We start from the raw sequence: 14,581 nt of genomic DNA, 5'->3' as shown, positions 1-14,581 counted from the left end.
GTCTCAGAAATCGATGCAGCGGCCCTTCACGGTCCAGTCGCCGTAGCGTGTCGGCTGGTTTTCCTTCGGGCCGCCGATTTCCTTCTCGTCCGGCTGCTCCAGGGCAGGGGCGGTGGGGGCGGGAGGGGCCGGTTCGGTCGGGTCTTTGTCCATAGGCGGAAAGATAGGCAGCCGGCTCGTTCGGCTCAATGCGGATCCTGCGCATGTTCGAACTGGGCGATGCGCTGTTCCGCCAGCGAGCGCCAGGACGCGTCGCGCGATCCTTCGGCCAGCGCGCGTCGGAACAGCGCGGCCGAAGCGGCGCTGACGGCGTTGTCGGCGCGGCACTGCGCTTCGGCGGCTTCCACCGCGATGACCGGATCGAATCCACCCGCCAGGACCGTGCGCCATGCGGCGGCGGCTTCGGCCCAGTCGCCGCGTGCCGCTTCTGTCTGGGCCAGAAGCAGATAGCCCTGTCGGATTTCGGGCCGGTTCGGGTCTTGTCTTGCCAGCGTGTCGCGCAGTTCGGCGACGAGACGTGCATCCTGCTGCGCCCGGCTGTTTCCGGCAGCGATGCGGTTGGCGAGCGGCTGCGCCGGGAGGCCCGGATGGCCGTCGATGGCGTAGAGCGCGAGGGCCAGGACCGGGATCGGCAGCAGAAGCAGGACCGGGGTGAAGCGGCGGAGCGGGCGGTCCGTGCCGGTCGGCTGCTCCGGGCGTGCGGCTTCGGCCAGCAGGCGCCGGTCGATCTCCAGCGCGGCGTCGCGATGGCCGGCCTCGTCCAGCAGGCCGGAGGCGGCGTCGCGATCCAGCGCCGCGCGTTGCAGTCGGTGCAGCGCCAGGGCGGGGGCGCGCCGTCCGCTGAGAGGGGCGGCGCGTTTCAGCACCACCGCCACCGGCACGAGCAGGACGGCGCAGAGGAGCACCATTTCCAGCAGCAGAAGCGCCGCCGCGACCCCGCCGGTCATGGCGATGGTCCTTCGCCGGTCGTCGCGAGCAGGGAGGTGCGCCGGTCGGGTCGGATCATCGTTCCGCGCTCCCGTCGTGCAGCAGGGCGTGGAGGCGCGCGCGTTCGGCTGCGTTCAGTTCCGGGGCGGGTGCCGCGCGTGCGGTGTTGCGGCGATAGGACCAGATCGCGATCGACACGCCGAACAGCAGCGCCAGAACCGGCATGCCCCAGAGCAGCGCCGTCGTGGCGTTGAAGGCCGGGTCCAGGCGGATGAAGCCGCCATAGCGCGCCACCATCCAGCGGGTGATCTCGGCGTCGCTTTCGCCGGCGGCGACGTGTTCGCGCAGGATGTGGCGAAGCTCGCGCGCCAGGGTGGCGTCGCTGTCCTCGATGCTTTCGTTCTGACAGACGAGGCAGCGCAAACGGCTGCCGAGCGCCTCCGCCCGTTTCTCTTGCGCCGGGTTCGGCAGCATCTCGGATGGATCGCTGACGGCCAGCACCGGTCCTGGCAGGAGCAGCGCCACGACGAGCAGCGGCAGGAGGCGCTTCATCGGCCGATCCGTGTCAGCAGAGCGGGAAGGGTGGTGTTCACCGTCGTCTCGGTCAGGGCGCCGGCCAGATGCCAGTCGATGATCCCGCCGGGGCGGATCAGGAAGCTTTCCGGCACGCCGGACACGCCCCAGTCGATCGCGACGCGCCCGCTTCTGTCCGCGGCGAGGCGGGCGAACGGCGCGCCGGTCTGCGACACGAAGCCGGCGGCGTCCGACGGCTTGTTCTCGTAGGCGATGCCCCAGACCGGCAGCAGGGCGGCGACGCGCCCGAGCAGCGGCGCTTCCGCCACGCAGGGGATGCACCAAGAGGCGAAGAAATTCACCAGCACCGGACGGTCGATGCGGTGCAGGTCCTCGGAGGAGAAGCCGGGATGGGCGGGATCGAGCCCGGGCAGGGTGAACGAGGGAACAGGCCGGTCGAGAGACGGGGCGTGGATGTCGTGCGGGTCGAAACCCCCGGTACGCATGCGCGACAGCATGGCCCAGAAGCCGCCGCCGGCCGCTGCGGCGACGCCGAAGGGCAGTAGCGCCAGGACGCGACGGCGCGACGGCGCGTGTGTCCCGCCGCTCATTCCGCCGCCACCGGGACCGCCTGCCGGCGCAGGCGTGTGGGCGCGCCGACGCGAACGCGACGGTCGGACAGCGACAGGAAGCCGCCGATCGCCATCAACAGCCCGCCGAGCCAGATCCAGGGCGCCAGAGGATTGCGGTGCAGGCGCAGTACCACGGTGCCGTCCGCCGCGTGCTCGTCGCCGAGAACGGCGTAGAGGTCCGAAACGAAGTTGGTGTGGATCGAAACTTCGGTCGTGGTCTGGTGCTCGAGCGGGAACACGCGTCGCGACGGATGCAGGATGGCGACCGGTCTGCCGTTCCGCGTCACGTCGATGGTGGCGATGCGGGCGTGATAGTTCGGGCCGTCCGCATCCTCCACCGATTGCAGCGTCCAGTGCAGCCCGGCCAGATCGACGATGGCGCCCGGACGGACCGACACGATGGCGTGCTGCGCCTGGCTCATGCCGACCAGCCCCAGCACGGTGACGCCGACACCGGCATGGGCGACGGCCGCGCCGAGCACCGCGCGGGACAGATGCCGGGCGCGCGCGACGCTGTCGCGGATGGGGGCGCGGAACAGCAGGATGCGCGACGCCAGATCGGCCGCGGCGCCGGCGATCACCCAGACGGCGAAACCGGCGGCCAGAACCGGGAGCGTGCCGGCCACGCCGAACATGGCGATCGCCCAGGCGAGCAGGGCGAGCAGCGACGCCCACCACAGCCGTCGTGCCACCGGGGCCAGACGGGCGCGCTTCCAGGGCAGCATCGGTCCGATCGCCATGGTGGCCAGCAGCGGCATCGCCATCGGCACGGCGGTGGAATCGAAGAACGGCTTGCCGACGGAGATCGCCTGTCCGAGCAGCAGGGCGGCGAAGGGCGGATACATCGTGCCGGTCAGCACCACGGCGCAGATCGAGCAGAGCAGGATGTTGTTCAGCACCAGCCCGCCTTCGCGCGAGAACGGCGCGAACAGGCCGCCCGCCTGAAGCAGATGCACGCGCAGCCCGAACAGCAGCAGCGCGCCACCGATCACCAGCGCCAGCAGGCCCAGGATGAACACGCCGCGCGTGGGGTCGTTGGCGAAGGAATGCACCGAGTTGAGGATGCCGGAGCGGACCAGGAAGGTGCCGCTGAGCGAGAGGGAGAACGTGCCGATCGCCAGCAGCACGCACCAGATCTTCAGCGCCTCGCGTTTCTCCACCACGATCGCGGAATGCAGCAGGGCCGTGCCGGTGAGCCAGGGCAGCAGCGAGGCGTTCTCCACCGGGTCCCAGAACCAGTAACCGCCCCAGCCGAGCACGTAGTACGACCACCAGGAGCCGAGCGCGATGCCGCAGCTCAGGAAGCACCAGGCGGCGACGGTCCAGGGGCGGACCCAGCGGCCCCAGGCGGCGTCCACGCGGCCTTCCAGCAGGGCGGCGACCGCGAAGGCGAACGGCACCGCGAAGCCGACATAGCCGGTGTAGAGAATGGGTGGATGGAAGGCGAGGCCGGGGTCCTGCAGCAGCGGGTTCATGCCTTGCCCGTCCGCCGGCGCCGGCCACAGCCGGTCAAACGGGTTGGAGGTGAGCAGGCAGAACAGTTCGAAGCCGAGCGCCGTGCCGCCGAGCACGCCGAGGACGCGGGCCAGAAGCGTGCCGGGAAGCCCGCGTCCGAACCGGGCCACGGCCACGCCGCACAGAGCGAGGATCAGCGCCCAGAGCAGGATCGAGCCTTCGTGGTTTCCCCAGATTCCGGTGAGTTTATAGAGCAGCGGCTTCGCCACGGCGCTGTTCTCGGCGATGTTGCGCACGGAGAAATCGTTCGCCACCGAGGCGGCCGCGAGGCAACAGAAGCTGAGCAGAAGGGCGATGAACTGGCCCCAGGCGAGCGGACGGGCGGCGGCCATCAGCGCGTTGCGCCCGCGCCATGCGCCCCAGAGCGGAAGAACGGTCTGCGCGCCGGCGAGGCAGCAGGCGAGCGCCAGCGCAAAGCGGCCGAGCTCCGGCGACAGAATCAGGGACAGGAGAACGACGCCGTGCATGGAAGGCGGCTCAGCTTCCGCGCGTGGTGGCGACGGTCATGTCGTTCCAGCTTGCGGCGGAAGGCGGCTTGCCGAAGCGCGGATCCCATTTGCCGGATTTCCGCAGGGCTTCCGCCACGTCCTTGGGCATGTACGTCTCGTCGTGCTTGGCCAGCACTTCCGAGGCGAGGAATACGCCGCCCGGACGCATTTCGCCCAGCGCCACCACGCTTTGGCCTTCGCGGAACAGGTCGGGCAGCACGCCGGTGAAGTGGACCGGCACCGCGTCCTGACCGTCGGTGACCAGGAAGCTGACCGTGGGCGTGGTGCCGGCCGTATGGGTTTCCTTGAGCGAGCCTGCGACGACCATGCCGCCCAGACGGATGGTGCGGTTCGGGGCGGGCGGATGCGCCACGATCTGCGACGGCGCCATGAAGAACACGATGTCGGTCGAGAAGGCCTGCAAGGTCAGCAGCGTGGCGGTGCCGAAGCCGAACAGGCAGCCGCCGACCAGCCAGAGGCGGCGCGTCTTGCGTGTCATGCGCGCACCCGCTCGCGACGCGTTTCCACCGCGCGGAGTTTCCGCCGGGCGGAGCGGAGACGGAGGACGGCGGACACGGAGAGCAGGAGATAGGCGCCGATCGTGGCGGCATAGGCGGCGACGATGAAGGGAAGGTGGGTCATTCGCGTGCGCCCTGCAGCAGAAGTTGCCGCGTGCGGGTTTCCAGGATGGCGGCGCGTAGCCTGGTGTTCACGATCGCGGCGAAGGCGAAGGAGAAGCCCAGCGTGCAGACCAGAAGCGGCCACAGCATTGACAGCGACATGGTGGGCGCTCCGGTGAGGGTGATGCTGTCCGGCTGGTGCAGCGTGTTCCACCACTGCACGCTGAACTTGATGATCGGCAGGTCGACCGCGCCGGCCACCGCGAGGATCGCCGCCGCGCGTGCGCCGCGGGAGGGATCGTCGAAGGCGCGGATCAGCGCGATATGGCCGAGATAGAGGAAGAACAGCACCAGAACGGAAGTGAGGCGTGCGTCCCATACCCACCACGCCCCCCACATCGGACGGCCCCAGAGGGAGCCGGATAGAAGGCAGAGAAAGGTGATGGCCGCGCCGACCGGGCCGATCTCAGCGGCGGCCAGATCGGCCAGGCGATGGCGCCAGACCAGGGACAGCACGCCGCAGACGGCGAGCGCCGCGTAGCCGAGCGAGGCCAACCAGGCGGCGGGGACGTGCACGTACATGATCCGCACCGCGTCGCCCTGCTGCCAGTCGGCCGGCGACAGGAACAGGCCCCAGATCATGCCGGCGACGCTGAGCAGGATCGCGGGCCAGACCAGAAAGGGCGACACTCGCTCGCTCAGACGCAGGAACCGGCCCGGGTTGGCATAGCGGTGCAGCAGGGCGCCGACCCGCCCTGGGCGTGTCGCCGAAACCGGGTCCGGCAGGGAGGCATTTTCCGCGAGCGGGGAAGCAGACACGACGGCCGGAACCTCTTGAGGGGCGTCCGGGCTGGACCGTGCGATCGCCGCATGGCAGCCCTGTGTGGAGACTACACCCGTCTGCGCCGATCTCGCCATATCGGACGCGTGTTTCCGCCGCCGAGGAGCTTCGTTCGATGTTGTTCATGATCCTGTGCAACGACCGCCCCGGACAGGGTGCGCTGCGCGCCGCGACCCGCGAGGCGCATCTCGCGTATCTGGCCGAGCTGGGCGATTCCGTCCTGCATGGCGGCCCGCTGCTGGATGCCGGAGGCGCCGCGGTCGGCAGTCTGCTGGTGGTGGAGCAGCCGGATCAGGCGGCGGCAGACGCGATGGCGGCGGACGATCCCTACAACAAGGCCGGATTGTTCGCCGACGTATCTGTCAGGCCGCACCGTCTGGTGATTCGCGACGGCAAGCGGGCGGGCTGATCCGATGGCGTATTGGTTGGTCAAATCGGAACCGGACGCTTTTTCCTGGGATCAGCAGGTGGCCAACGGCGTGGAGCCGTGGACCGGCGTGCGCTCGCATCAGGCCAAGCGCAATCTCGCCAATATGCGCATCGGTGACCGGGCCTTCTTCTATCATTCCAATATCGGCCGCGAGATCGTGGGCATCGTGGAGGTGGTACGGGAAGCCTATCCCGATCCGACCGCCGAGAGCGGCGACTGGGTCTGCGTCGACGTGAAGGCGATCGCGCCGTTGCCGCGACCGGTGACGCTGGCAGAGATGAAGGCCAATCCCGCTTTGGCGGAACTGGCCCTCATCAGGCAGTCGCGACTTTCCGTGGTTCCAGTCTCGGACGTGCACTGGGCCGAGATCGAGGCCCTCGCCGCCCGTTGATCGATTACGGAGCGCCGTCGGTGGTCTGCGCCAGAACGGCGTTGCGACCGTTGCCCGGCTGGCCGGCATAGGTGCGGTAGGTTGCGGCCGCGTTGTAGGGCGGCGTGACAGGAGCGGAGATCACTCCGTCGTAGCCGGCCACGTCGAACAGGATGTGACGCGGGCCGGTGCCGATCGATTGCTGGGCTTCGGGTCCGGGCAGGCCGGGGCCGCGGAACCGGATGGAAGACTGGCTTTCCGTCGACCCGTACACCGGCGTCGGAGCGGGGCTGTAGCTCTGTGCCAAGGCGGAACGTTCGAAAACTGTCGCAGAACCAAGACAGAAAAGACCGCCGAGTACCGAAATTGTTCTGTTCGGAAAGAATTCGTTAATCACCACGGTCCATACTCCCATAAGGTCGCAACACGTTCATAACGTGGCCGCGAACCAGCGGGTGACATCATGACATGTCACCTCACGACATAGTTAGAGTGCCGTACGGTCATATCACGCGATTCAGGTCTGCGATCGTACGGGGGATGTTGGAGGAGGACACTGTGATGGCGGCCGATAATCCCGCCCAGACGCTGGGTGCGCGGATACGCATGCTTCGGCGTGCGCGCGGTCTGACTCAGGACCGCCTGGCCGACACCACGGGCGTGTCGCGCAGCGCCGTGGCACAATGGGAGAGCGATCGTGCCGGGCACAGTGCGGGCATGCTGCGCCGGATCGCGGAGGCGCTCGGCGTCTCGGTGGGCGTTCTGCGCGACGGCTGGGACGGACAGCCTGGAGAAGCACCGCTGACGCCGCAGGAAACCGCGCTGTTGACCCTGTATCGCAATTGCAGCCCGGCCGACCGCTCGGTTCTGATGCACGTGGCCGAGAAGATCGCCGCCTCCAGCCTGGAAGAGTGAACCGGAGCGATTCACTATCCTTCCGTGCAGCCCTTGGGCACCCTCTGCGTTAGGGCGCCAGTCGGAGGCCGGAGGAGAAGACCGATATGAGCACCAGCACTGGAAGCGAGCTGTCCCATCCCGGCATGGGATCGATCGGGCTGAGCGCCTCGGCGCGCGGCGAATTGCAGCGCGTGCTGGAACAACTCGAGGCGGGACGCGGCGTCCTGGTGCGTCTGGCCGATCTCATGGGCGGCGCCGTCGGCCAGGCAGCGAAGCTCGGTTTTCGCGGCCTCGGCATGGCGCCCAACATGCAGGAAAAGCTGCGTGGCGTGGCGGAGAGTGCCGTCAGCCGGGCGTTCGACATCGCCATTCTCGGTTTGAAGGCGCCGGCGGATCCATTTGCCGTGCGTGACGACTCCCGCAGCAAGCTGCGCGGGCACCTGAATCAGGGCGCGGTGGCGGTGTCCGGCGCCATCGGCGGGTTCGGCGGGATCACGGGCCTTCTGCCCGATATCAGTTTCACCACGCTGGCGATCATGCGCGAGATCGCCACCATCGCCCGCGAACAGGGCGAGGACCTGACCACGCCGGACGCGCGGCGTGCCTGCCTCGAAGTGTTCGCGTTGCGCCCGTTCGTGCAATCGGATGACGAGAGCGAGCTTGGGTTCTTCTCCGCTCGTGCCGTTCTGCGCGGCCGTCCGGTGGTGATGCTTTTGTCCGAGGTCGCCTCGCATTACGGGCTGGCATTGTCGCGCAAGGTGGCGCTGCAGATGATGCCCGTGGCCGGTGCTCTTTGCGGCGCCGCCCTGAACGCGGCGTTCCTGGCGCATTACCGCTCGCTTGCCACCGCGCACTTCACCGTGCGTCGCCTGGAGCGCCAGCACGGGGCCGGCGTGCGTGAAGAGGTGGAGAGCATTCGCGGATCGCTGGCGGACCGCGTGTCGGTCAGCTGAGGAACCGGTCGCCCAGGGTCCTACTCGGCCTTGGGCGACCGCAATGCCGTGAACACCGCGCTCAGGAAGGCCAGGCTGATATAGAAAAGGGCCATCCTGTAGCCAAGCCGGTGGATCTCGTGCGGAAACAGCCAGCCGGCCAGTGCGAAAAGCGCCGCGAAGCTGGTAAACACGACAGTGATGGTCATGGCATCCCCTTGCGCCGCCGGTATCGTTTCGGTTCGGACGGCTTTCGTAGCATGATGCGCGGCCCGTGAGGATCAGGCTCGACGAACGGATGCTGGTTCGGGCCTACAGCGCCGGCATCTTTCCCATGGCGGAAGCGCGGGATGCCGATGCCTTGTCCTGGTACGATCCGGATCCGCGCGGCATCCTGCCTCTGGACGATTTCCACCTGCCGCGCCGCCTGTTCCGCACGATCCGGTCCGGTTCGTTCCGCGTGACGGCCGATACGGCGTTCGACCGGGTGATCGCCGAATGTGCCGCTCCCCGTGCAGGACGGGAGGAAAGCTGGATCAACGGTGCGATCGCCGCCTTGTTCGGCTCTCTGCACCGTGTCCCGGTCGATGGCGCACAGGCGCATAGCGTCGAATGCTGGCTCGATGTGCCGGATGCGCCGCAGACCCTGGCCGGCGGCCTTTATGGTCTGCGGATCGGACGCGCTTTTTTCGGCGAAAGCATGTTCAGCCGTGTCCGCGACGCTTCCAAGGTGGCGCTCGTGCATCTGGTGGCGCGTCTGCGTTTGTCGGGCGTGGTGCTTCTGGACACCCAGTTCCTGACCGAGCATCTGTCGCAGTTCGGGGCAAAGGAGGTGTCACGCGCGGCGTATCGATCCGCGCTGGCGGAAGCGCTGACGGGTGCCGCACGATGGCAGGCGGCCCCGCCACCGTTGATCCTGACCGACGCCATTGCCCAGCTCGCCGCACGCAGCCGATCCTGAACCCGAGGAGCTTCTCCCATGCCGGCATTCCGTTCGACCGTCCCGCCGACCCTATGCGCCTGTCTGGCGCTGGCCTTCGCCGTCCCGGCTCTCGCCGATGCACCGGCCGCGCCACCCTTGATGCCGACGCGCGACGTCGCCGTCGTTTATTCGGTGCAGCCGCAGGGCGCGCCGCAGCCGCAATCGGTGAAGGTGTATTTCCACGACAAGGGCGATCTGATGCGGATCGACGGGCCGCCCGGCCCTGATGGCGGCGCACTCAGCGGCTATATGGTGATGAACCGTCCGGCGAAGAGCATGGTGGTGGTTCTGAACCAGCAACATCTGTTCATGGACGTGCCGGAAGGGCAGGAGGTGCGCTCGCCCTTCGTCCTGGACGGCTCCATGCGCTTCACGCCGGAAGGAACCGGCACCGTCGCCGGTCTGGCCTGCGAGCGCTACGGCATCGTCGCCGGGGCCGGCCATGCCGAGGCCTGCGTCACCGCCGACGGCGTGGTGCTGAGCGAGACCGGCGTGGATGGGCAGGGCAACCGCGGCACGTTGACGGCGCAATCGGTCGATTACGCCCCGCTTTCCGCGTCCTTGTTCGCGCCGCCCGCAGGTTATCAGCGCGCCGGCCATCCGGCAGCGCCGGGCGAGCAGGCCGTTCCGCTGCAGGGCGGCGGCTTGCAGGGCCTTCCGGCCGCGAACCCCGGCACGCCGTGAACCGGCGATCTCTTTGGGCGGCGGGCTTCGGCTTCGCCGCTCTTCTGTGCTCCGGCGTCACGCTGGCGCAGGAGCAGAACCCGTTCACCACCCCGCAGCACGATGTGGACGTGATCTATGCGCTGCCGGTCGCGGTGCCCGTTTCCGGCAGCGCGCCCGCCACGCCGGCGACGCAGCGTCTGCGCGTGCAGGCGGCGACCGGGCGGCAGCGGATCGATCCGCCCTCGTCCGGCGCCTATATGCTGACCGACGGCCGCACCGGTCGCATGATGGTGGTGGAGCCGTCGCTGAAGCTGGCGACGCTTCTGCCGCAGACGGGCCAGGCCGTTCCGCCGCTCGGCACCCGCGCGAGCGGTGCGTTCCAGCGTCTGGAGACGGAGACGGTCGCGGGGGAACGCTGCACCGATTGGCGCACGCGCGACCTCGCCGGGCAGGACAGTGTGGTGTGCCTGACCGATGACGGGGTGCTGCTGCGGATCGGCCGGAGCGACGCGATCCGGGCACAGGCGATCAAGGTGGATCGCACGCCGCAGCCGGATGCGGTGTTCGCCGTTCCGCCCGGCTTTCGTGTGCAGGACGCGCCGACGGCTCCGCCGCCCCGGCGCTGAAAGCCCATTTCTCCTGACATGATTTGTCGTATCCCGGCCCCGCTTCCGCCGGGAAATCGCCATGAGCGGCGATCATATGGGAGAGGTCGGCACTGTTCGCGGCAGGCCGGCGGCAGGGGAAGGAAACCCCGACGCCGCCGGGTCCGTTCCGAAACATGCCGCAGTTTCGAGGGGACTTTCCATGCGACCCACCCTGTTCCGCCTGCTTGCCGTTCCCGCTCTGGCCGCCGGGCTGGCGATGACGGCCGCTCCCGCCGCGCAGGCGCAGTGGCATCACGGCTACGGCTATGGCGGCGGTTACGGCGGCGGCTATTACGGTCGCGGCTATGGTGGCGGTTGGCACCGTGACGGCTGGCATCGTGGCGGCCGTGGTGCGGCGCTTCTGGGTGGTCTGGCTGCCGGCGCCGTTCTGGGCGCGGTCGGTGCCAGCCTCGCCAACGGCTACGGCCCGGGCTATGCCGCGCCGCCTCCGCCCCCGCCGCCTGTGGTTTATGCACCGCCGCCGGTGGTCTACGCGGCGCCGCCGCCGCCCGTGGTGTATGCCGCGCCGCCCCCGCCGGCGTATTACCAGCCGTACTGATCAGGCTCCGCGCAGCTCTTCCGCCGCCTTCACCACGGCGGCGGCATGGCCGGGAACCTTCACCTTGCGCCAGACGCGCACGATCCTGCCGTCCGCATCGACCAGGAAGGTCGAGCGGTCGATGCCCATGTATGTGCGGCCATACATGGATTTCTCCACCCAGGACCCGAGCGGCTCGACCAGGACTCCGTCCACGTCGCTCACCAGCGGGAAGCGCAGATCGGCTTTGGCGGCGAAGGCGCCCTGCTTTTTCGGCGTGTCGCGCGAGAGGCCGATCACCACCGGAGCCGCGTCGCCGAGCCGGTCCAGTTCGGCCTGGAACTCGCGTGCTTCCTGCGTGCAGCCGCTGGTGTCGGCCTTGGGATAAAGAAACAGGATCGCCGGACGGCCGCTCAGGCTGGCGTTGCTCACACGGTCGACCACCGTGGCCGGGAGATCGAAATCCGGCAGCGTATTGCCTTCATCCAGGCGGGCGGTCTGGCTTGCGTCGCTCATGAGGGCTTTCCTGTTTTCTGCCGTCCGCCGGACGGTGTTTGGGTGTCCACCGGCCCGACCAGATGCTCGAATAGCGCCCGCACCGTGTTCGCCATCGCGTCGCATGCGTCGGAAAGACTGTCCAGGCTCGCCAGCCCCGCGAACCCGTTCAACAGAGAGGCGATCGCCGCCGGCGGCAGGGCAGCCTGGAGGTTCGTCGGGACATTCGTGCCCAACAACAGACGCAGGCGCGATTGCAGCGTGCGCCAGAACCGTTCCGCGTCGATCAGCCTGCGCGCTTCGGCGGTGGAGAGTGCCCCGGCGCGGGCCAGGCGTCGGAAGGCGATACGCGGCGTGGGATGACGCGTCTCCGGCTTTTCCGCCGCCAGCTGCAGGATCTGGGCGATGAATTCGACCTCCATCAGACCGCCCGGACGCAGTTTCACGTCCCAGGGGCCGCGCGGCGGCAGGTCGCGCAGCAGGCGGCGTCGCATGTCGACGGCGTCGGCGCGCATGGCGGACGGCGCGATGCCGCCGAAACACAGCGCATCCTCCATCGCGGCGCCGATCGCGCGTCTCAGGCCGGCTGGCGCTGCCACCACGCGGGCGCGTGTCAGCGCCATGCGCTCCCAGGTCCAGCTTTCGGTGCGGTGATAGCGGCGGAAGGCCTGGAGCGAGACGGCCACCGGGCCCTTCGAGCCGGACGGGCGCAGACGCATATCGAGCGCATAGAGCGGTCCTTCCACACCGGGCGCGCTGAGGGCGGCGATCAGGGCGTGGGCGAGACGGGTGAAGAACAGGCTGGGCGGCACCGTGCGCGTGCTGCCGGAGGCGGGCAGGCTTTCCGTGACCTCTTCGGGATGGTCGTAGATCAGCATCAGATCGAGATCCGATCCGGCCATCATCTCGCGCGAGCCGCATTTGCCGAGCGCGACCACGCCCATCGATCCGCCCGGAATGGTGCCGTAGCGGCGGCGATGGTCGTGCGCGACGATACGCAGCATGTGGGAGATGACGCGATCCGCTAGCGCCGTGCGGGCCCGCCCCGCCGCGTCGGTGTCGAGCGCACCGTCCAGTTCGGCTACGGCGATGCGGAACTCCTCGCCGCGCACCAGCATGCGCGCGGTGCGGATCGCATCCTCGACGTCGGACGCAGCGCGCATCTGGTTGTCGAGATTGCGCAGCACCGTGCGACCGGCGAGCGGTGCCGGTTCCGGCTCCAGCAAGCCGTCCAGGGCGCCCGGCACCGCGGCGAGATGGTCGCCGAGCGTGGGCGATGCGCCGAGAATGGCGGCGATGCGGGTCAGCAAAGGCGGTGTGCGTTCCAGCAGCGACAGGAACTGCACCCCGGCATTCTGACGCGACAGCAGCGTGTCGAAACGGAGCAGCACCCCGTCCGGGTCCGGCTGGGCCGCGAAGGCGTCGAGCAGGGACGGCACCAGCCCGGACAGGATCGCGCGCGCCCGTTGTTCGCGCAGTGCGCGGTAGCGGTCGGTCTGCCAAACGCGGAGCAATTCCAGCACGCGTTTCGGTTCGCGAAAGCCCTGATCGCGCAACGGGGTTTCCGCATCGGCGGCGTCCGGGTCGAACGCCGTGGTTGCCGGCGTGCCGGGCGGCTGTTCGCTGTCGCGTGCGACGGGAGAGCGCAGCATGGACTCGAACCGCGCCCGCGTGCGTCGCAACTCGGGCAGCAGGGAGGCGGCGAGATGGTCGGCGGCGCTGCCGGCATCGCTCGCTGCCGCTTCCTCCCCGGACGAAGCGGGATCGCCTGCGAAGACGGCGAACCGCTCGAACCGCGTGCGGTCGGCGGGCAGGGAGTGCGTCTGCCGATCGTCGAGCATCTGCAGGCGATGTTCGAGACCGCGCAGGCGCACATAGGTTCGGCTCAGTGCGTCGGCGCGATCGGGTTTCAGATGCCCGGCATCGGCGAGCTTGCGCAGCGCGCCCAGCGTGGTGGGGTCGCGCAGGACCGGCGAGCGGCCGGCCCAGACCAGCAGCAGCGTCTGCGCGATGAACTCGATCTCGCGGATGCCGCCATGGCCGAGTTTGAGATCGTGGCCGAGCAGGGCGGTCACCGGATCGGACAGGTTGGGCCGGGAGAAACCGCGCGACGGCGCCTGCTTGGTGCGGTCGATGCGGCGCTTCATGGCGTGGATGTCGTCGATCGCCGCGAAATCGAGATGGCGCCGCCAGACGAAGGGCTGGATCGCGCGCAGGAAGCGCTCGCCCGCTTCGATATCGCCCGCGACGGGACGTGCCTTGATCATCGCCGCCCGCTCCCAGGTGCGGCCATAGCTCTCGTAATAGGTGAGCGCGGCGGGAAGGGAGATGGCGGGCGGCGTGGCGCCGGGATCGGGGCGCAGGCGCAGATCGGTGCGGAACACGTAGCCGTCCGCGTCCTGCGCCTCCATCAGCGACACGAGACCGGTGGCGATGCGGCTGAACACGCGCGACAGATCGTCGCGCCCATGGTGGCATTCGGGGTCGTAGATCAGCACCAGATCGATGTCGGAGGAGTAGTTCAGCTCGCGCGCACCGAGCTTGCCCATGCCGAGCACCACCAGCCCGGAGCCTTTCTCCGGCCGGGCGGGATCGGGCAGGGCGATCTGGCCGCTGGCATGGGCGGCGTGCAGCAGATGCGCCACGGCGACGCGCAACGCCGCTTCGGCAAGCAGCGACAGCGCGCCGGTCACCTCCGCCAGCGACCACAGACCGCCCAGATCGGCCAGGGCGGCGACCAGAGCCACCTGCCGCTTGGCACGGCGCAGGCCCGCGGCGATCTCGTGACGCGGCGTGGCGGGAACCAAGCGCCGGAGTTGCCGCAGGCTGGCCGCGAGCGTGCGGCTCGGGCCATGCCGGACGAAGCCGGACAGCAGCGCCGATTCGCGCCGGGCGAGATCGCCGAGATAGCGGCTGTTGCCGCCGATCGCGCGCAGCATGCGGTCGATCGCGACCGGATCGGCGCCATCCTTGCGGTTGTCGTCGAGGGAGTCGCCGATCGCCTCCACCAGCAGGGCGGCGGCGTGCGGGTCGGAGGGTGGCGGCCAAAGCGCGGGAAGACGGAAACCGGTCATTGTCTCGCTTCGTT

General features: G+C 69.2%; 20 protein-coding genes. 8 read left to right on the top strand and 12 right to left on the bottom strand.

Features of this window, described 5'->3' with window-relative positions; genetic code table 11:
• Positions 1–3: 3 nt before the first annotated feature.
• The 8 genes from ACZ5BM_RS05030 to ACZ5BM_RS04995 are packed head-to-tail and all read right to left on the bottom strand — an operon-like array spanning position 4 to position 5,481.
• On the bottom strand, positions 4–153 hold the full coding sequence (locus tag ACZ5BM_RS05030) for a DUF1674 domain-containing protein (protein ID WP_498910282.1): 150 nt from the start codon (positions 151–153) through the stop codon (positions 4–6).
• A gap of 32 nt (positions 154–185) precedes the next feature.
• Entirely contained in the window at positions 186–947 is a 762-nt protein-coding gene (gene ccmI / locus ACZ5BM_RS05025; RefSeq protein WP_498910281.1) for a c-type cytochrome biogenesis protein CcmI, read from the bottom strand.
• Positions 948–1,002: 55 nt separating this feature from the next.
• Positions 1,003–1,479: a cytochrome c-type biogenesis protein gene (locus ACZ5BM_RS05020; RefSeq protein WP_498910280.1), complete on the bottom strand. Its 477-nt coding sequence runs from the start codon at positions 1,477–1,479 to the stop codon at positions 1,003–1,005.
• Positions 1,476–2,051, bottom strand: coding sequence for a thioredoxin domain-containing protein (locus ACZ5BM_RS05015; protein WP_498910279.1), 576 nt, complete (start codon positions 2,049–2,051; stop codon positions 1,476–1,478). The genes ACZ5BM_RS05020 and ACZ5BM_RS05015 overlap by 4 nt, the downstream gene beginning before the upstream one ends.
• A complete protein-coding gene (locus ACZ5BM_RS05010) occupies positions 2,048–4,024 on the bottom strand; it encodes a heme lyase CcmF/NrfE family subunit (protein WP_498911492.1) in 1,977 nt (658 codons plus the stop codon). The genes ACZ5BM_RS05015 and ACZ5BM_RS05010 overlap by 4 nt, the downstream gene beginning before the upstream one ends.
• 40 nt (positions 4,025–4,064) lie before the next feature.
• The gene (ccmE, locus tag ACZ5BM_RS05005) at positions 4,065–4,574 is read right to left on the bottom strand and encodes a cytochrome c maturation protein CcmE (protein ID WP_498910278.1); all 510 of its coding nucleotides are present in this window, start codon (positions 4,572–4,574) and stop codon (positions 4,065–4,067) included.
• A complete protein-coding gene (gene ccmD / locus ACZ5BM_RS05000) occupies positions 4,571–4,717 on the bottom strand; it encodes a heme exporter protein CcmD (RefSeq protein ID WP_498910277.1) in 147 nt (48 codons plus the stop codon). The genes ccmE and ccmD overlap by 4 nt, the downstream gene beginning before the upstream one ends.
• Positions 4,714–5,481, bottom strand: a complete 768-nt coding sequence (locus tag ACZ5BM_RS04995) for a heme ABC transporter permease (protein ID WP_498911490.1) — start codon at positions 5,479–5,481, stop codon at positions 4,714–4,716. Before ACZ5BM_RS04995 ends, ccmD begins: the two co-directional genes overlap by 4 nt.
• A gap of 170 nt (positions 5,482–5,651) precedes the next feature.
• On the opposite strand from ACZ5BM_RS04995, the gene ACZ5BM_RS04990 reads away from it, so the two are divergent.
• Together ACZ5BM_RS04990 and ACZ5BM_RS04985 are read left to right on the top strand one after the other, a co-directional pair.
• Positions 5,652–5,945, top strand: a complete 294-nt coding sequence (locus ACZ5BM_RS04990; RefSeq protein ID WP_498910276.1) for a YciI family protein — start codon at positions 5,652–5,654, stop codon at positions 5,943–5,945.
• 4 nt (positions 5,946–5,949) lie between these two features.
• Positions 5,950–6,357 (top strand): EVE domain-containing protein, encoded by a 408-nt coding sequence (locus ACZ5BM_RS04985; RefSeq protein ID WP_498910275.1) that lies wholly within the window; start codon positions 5,950–5,952, stop codon positions 6,355–6,357.
• A 4-nt stretch (positions 6,358–6,361) separates the two neighbouring features.
• Here the strand turns inward: ACZ5BM_RS04985 and ACZ5BM_RS04980 are convergent, their stop codons facing one another.
• Positions 6,362–6,643 (bottom strand): hypothetical protein, encoded by a 282-nt coding sequence (locus tag ACZ5BM_RS04980; RefSeq protein ID WP_498910274.1) that lies wholly within the window; start codon positions 6,641–6,643, stop codon positions 6,362–6,364.
• A gap of 254 nt (positions 6,644–6,897) precedes the next feature.
• Here ACZ5BM_RS04980 and ACZ5BM_RS04975 point away from each other — a divergent pair, with 254 nt between their 5' ends.
• Positions 6,898–7,251, top strand: coding sequence for a helix-turn-helix domain-containing protein (locus tag ACZ5BM_RS04975; RefSeq protein WP_498910273.1), 354 nt, complete (start codon positions 6,898–6,900; stop codon positions 7,249–7,251).
• A gap of 125 nt (positions 7,252–7,376) precedes the next feature.
• Positions 7,377–8,186: an EcsC family protein gene (locus ACZ5BM_RS04970; RefSeq protein ID WP_498911488.1), complete on the top strand. Its 810-nt coding sequence runs from the start codon at positions 7,377–7,379 to the stop codon at positions 8,184–8,186.
• Positions 8,187–8,206: 20 nt separating this feature from the next.
• On the opposite strand, the gene ACZ5BM_RS04965 is transcribed toward ACZ5BM_RS04970, so the two are convergent.
• Positions 8,207–8,374 carry a hypothetical protein gene (locus tag ACZ5BM_RS04965; RefSeq protein WP_498910272.1) on the bottom strand — a complete coding sequence of 56 codons (168 nt, stop codon included), beginning with the start codon at positions 8,372–8,374 and terminating at the stop codon, positions 8,207–8,209.
• A gap of 65 nt (positions 8,375–8,439) precedes the next feature.
• Here ACZ5BM_RS04965 and aat point away from each other — a divergent pair, with 65 nt between their 5' ends.
• The 4 genes from aat (at position 8,440) to ACZ5BM_RS04945 (ending at position 11,019) form a co-directional block, all read left to right on the top strand.
• Positions 8,440–9,126 carry a leucyl/phenylalanyl-tRNA--protein transferase gene (gene aat, locus ACZ5BM_RS04960; protein WP_498910271.1) on the top strand — a complete coding sequence of 229 codons (687 nt, stop codon included), beginning with the start codon at positions 8,440–8,442 and terminating at the stop codon, positions 9,124–9,126.
• An 18-nt stretch (positions 9,127–9,144) separates the two neighbouring features.
• Positions 9,145–9,831: a hypothetical protein gene (locus ACZ5BM_RS04955; protein ID WP_498910270.1), complete on the top strand. Its 687-nt coding sequence runs from the start codon at positions 9,145–9,147 to the stop codon at positions 9,829–9,831.
• Positions 9,828–10,439, top strand: coding sequence for a hypothetical protein (locus tag ACZ5BM_RS04950; RefSeq protein WP_498910269.1), 612 nt, complete (start codon positions 9,828–9,830; stop codon positions 10,437–10,439). Before ACZ5BM_RS04955 ends, ACZ5BM_RS04950 begins: the two co-directional genes overlap by 4 nt.
• Before the next feature lie 181 nt (positions 10,440–10,620).
• Positions 10,621–11,019 carry a hypothetical protein gene (locus tag ACZ5BM_RS04945; RefSeq protein WP_498910268.1) on the top strand — a complete coding sequence of 133 codons (399 nt, stop codon included), beginning with the start codon at positions 10,621–10,623 and terminating at the stop codon, positions 11,017–11,019.
• Here the strand turns inward: ACZ5BM_RS04945 and ACZ5BM_RS04940 are convergent, their stop codons facing one another.
• Both ACZ5BM_RS04940 and ACZ5BM_RS04935 read right to left on the bottom strand, forming a co-directional pair.
• Positions 11,020–11,514, bottom strand: a complete 495-nt coding sequence (locus ACZ5BM_RS04940) for a peroxiredoxin (protein WP_498910267.1) — start codon at positions 11,512–11,514, stop codon at positions 11,020–11,022.
• Positions 11,511–14,567: a bifunctional [glutamate--ammonia ligase]-adenylyl-L-tyrosine phosphorylase/[glutamate--ammonia-ligase] adenylyltransferase gene (locus ACZ5BM_RS04935; RefSeq protein ID WP_498910266.1), complete on the bottom strand. Its 3,057-nt coding sequence runs from the start codon at positions 14,565–14,567 to the stop codon at positions 11,511–11,513. Before ACZ5BM_RS04935 ends, ACZ5BM_RS04940 begins: the two co-directional genes overlap by 4 nt.
• Positions 14,568–14,581: the final 14 nt, after the last annotated feature.

The organism is Lichenicola sp. GTC18331 (genome assembly GCF_055386855.1).
Note: the sequence above shows the minus strand (reverse complement) of the source record. Positions and strands in the feature narration are given on the sequence as shown.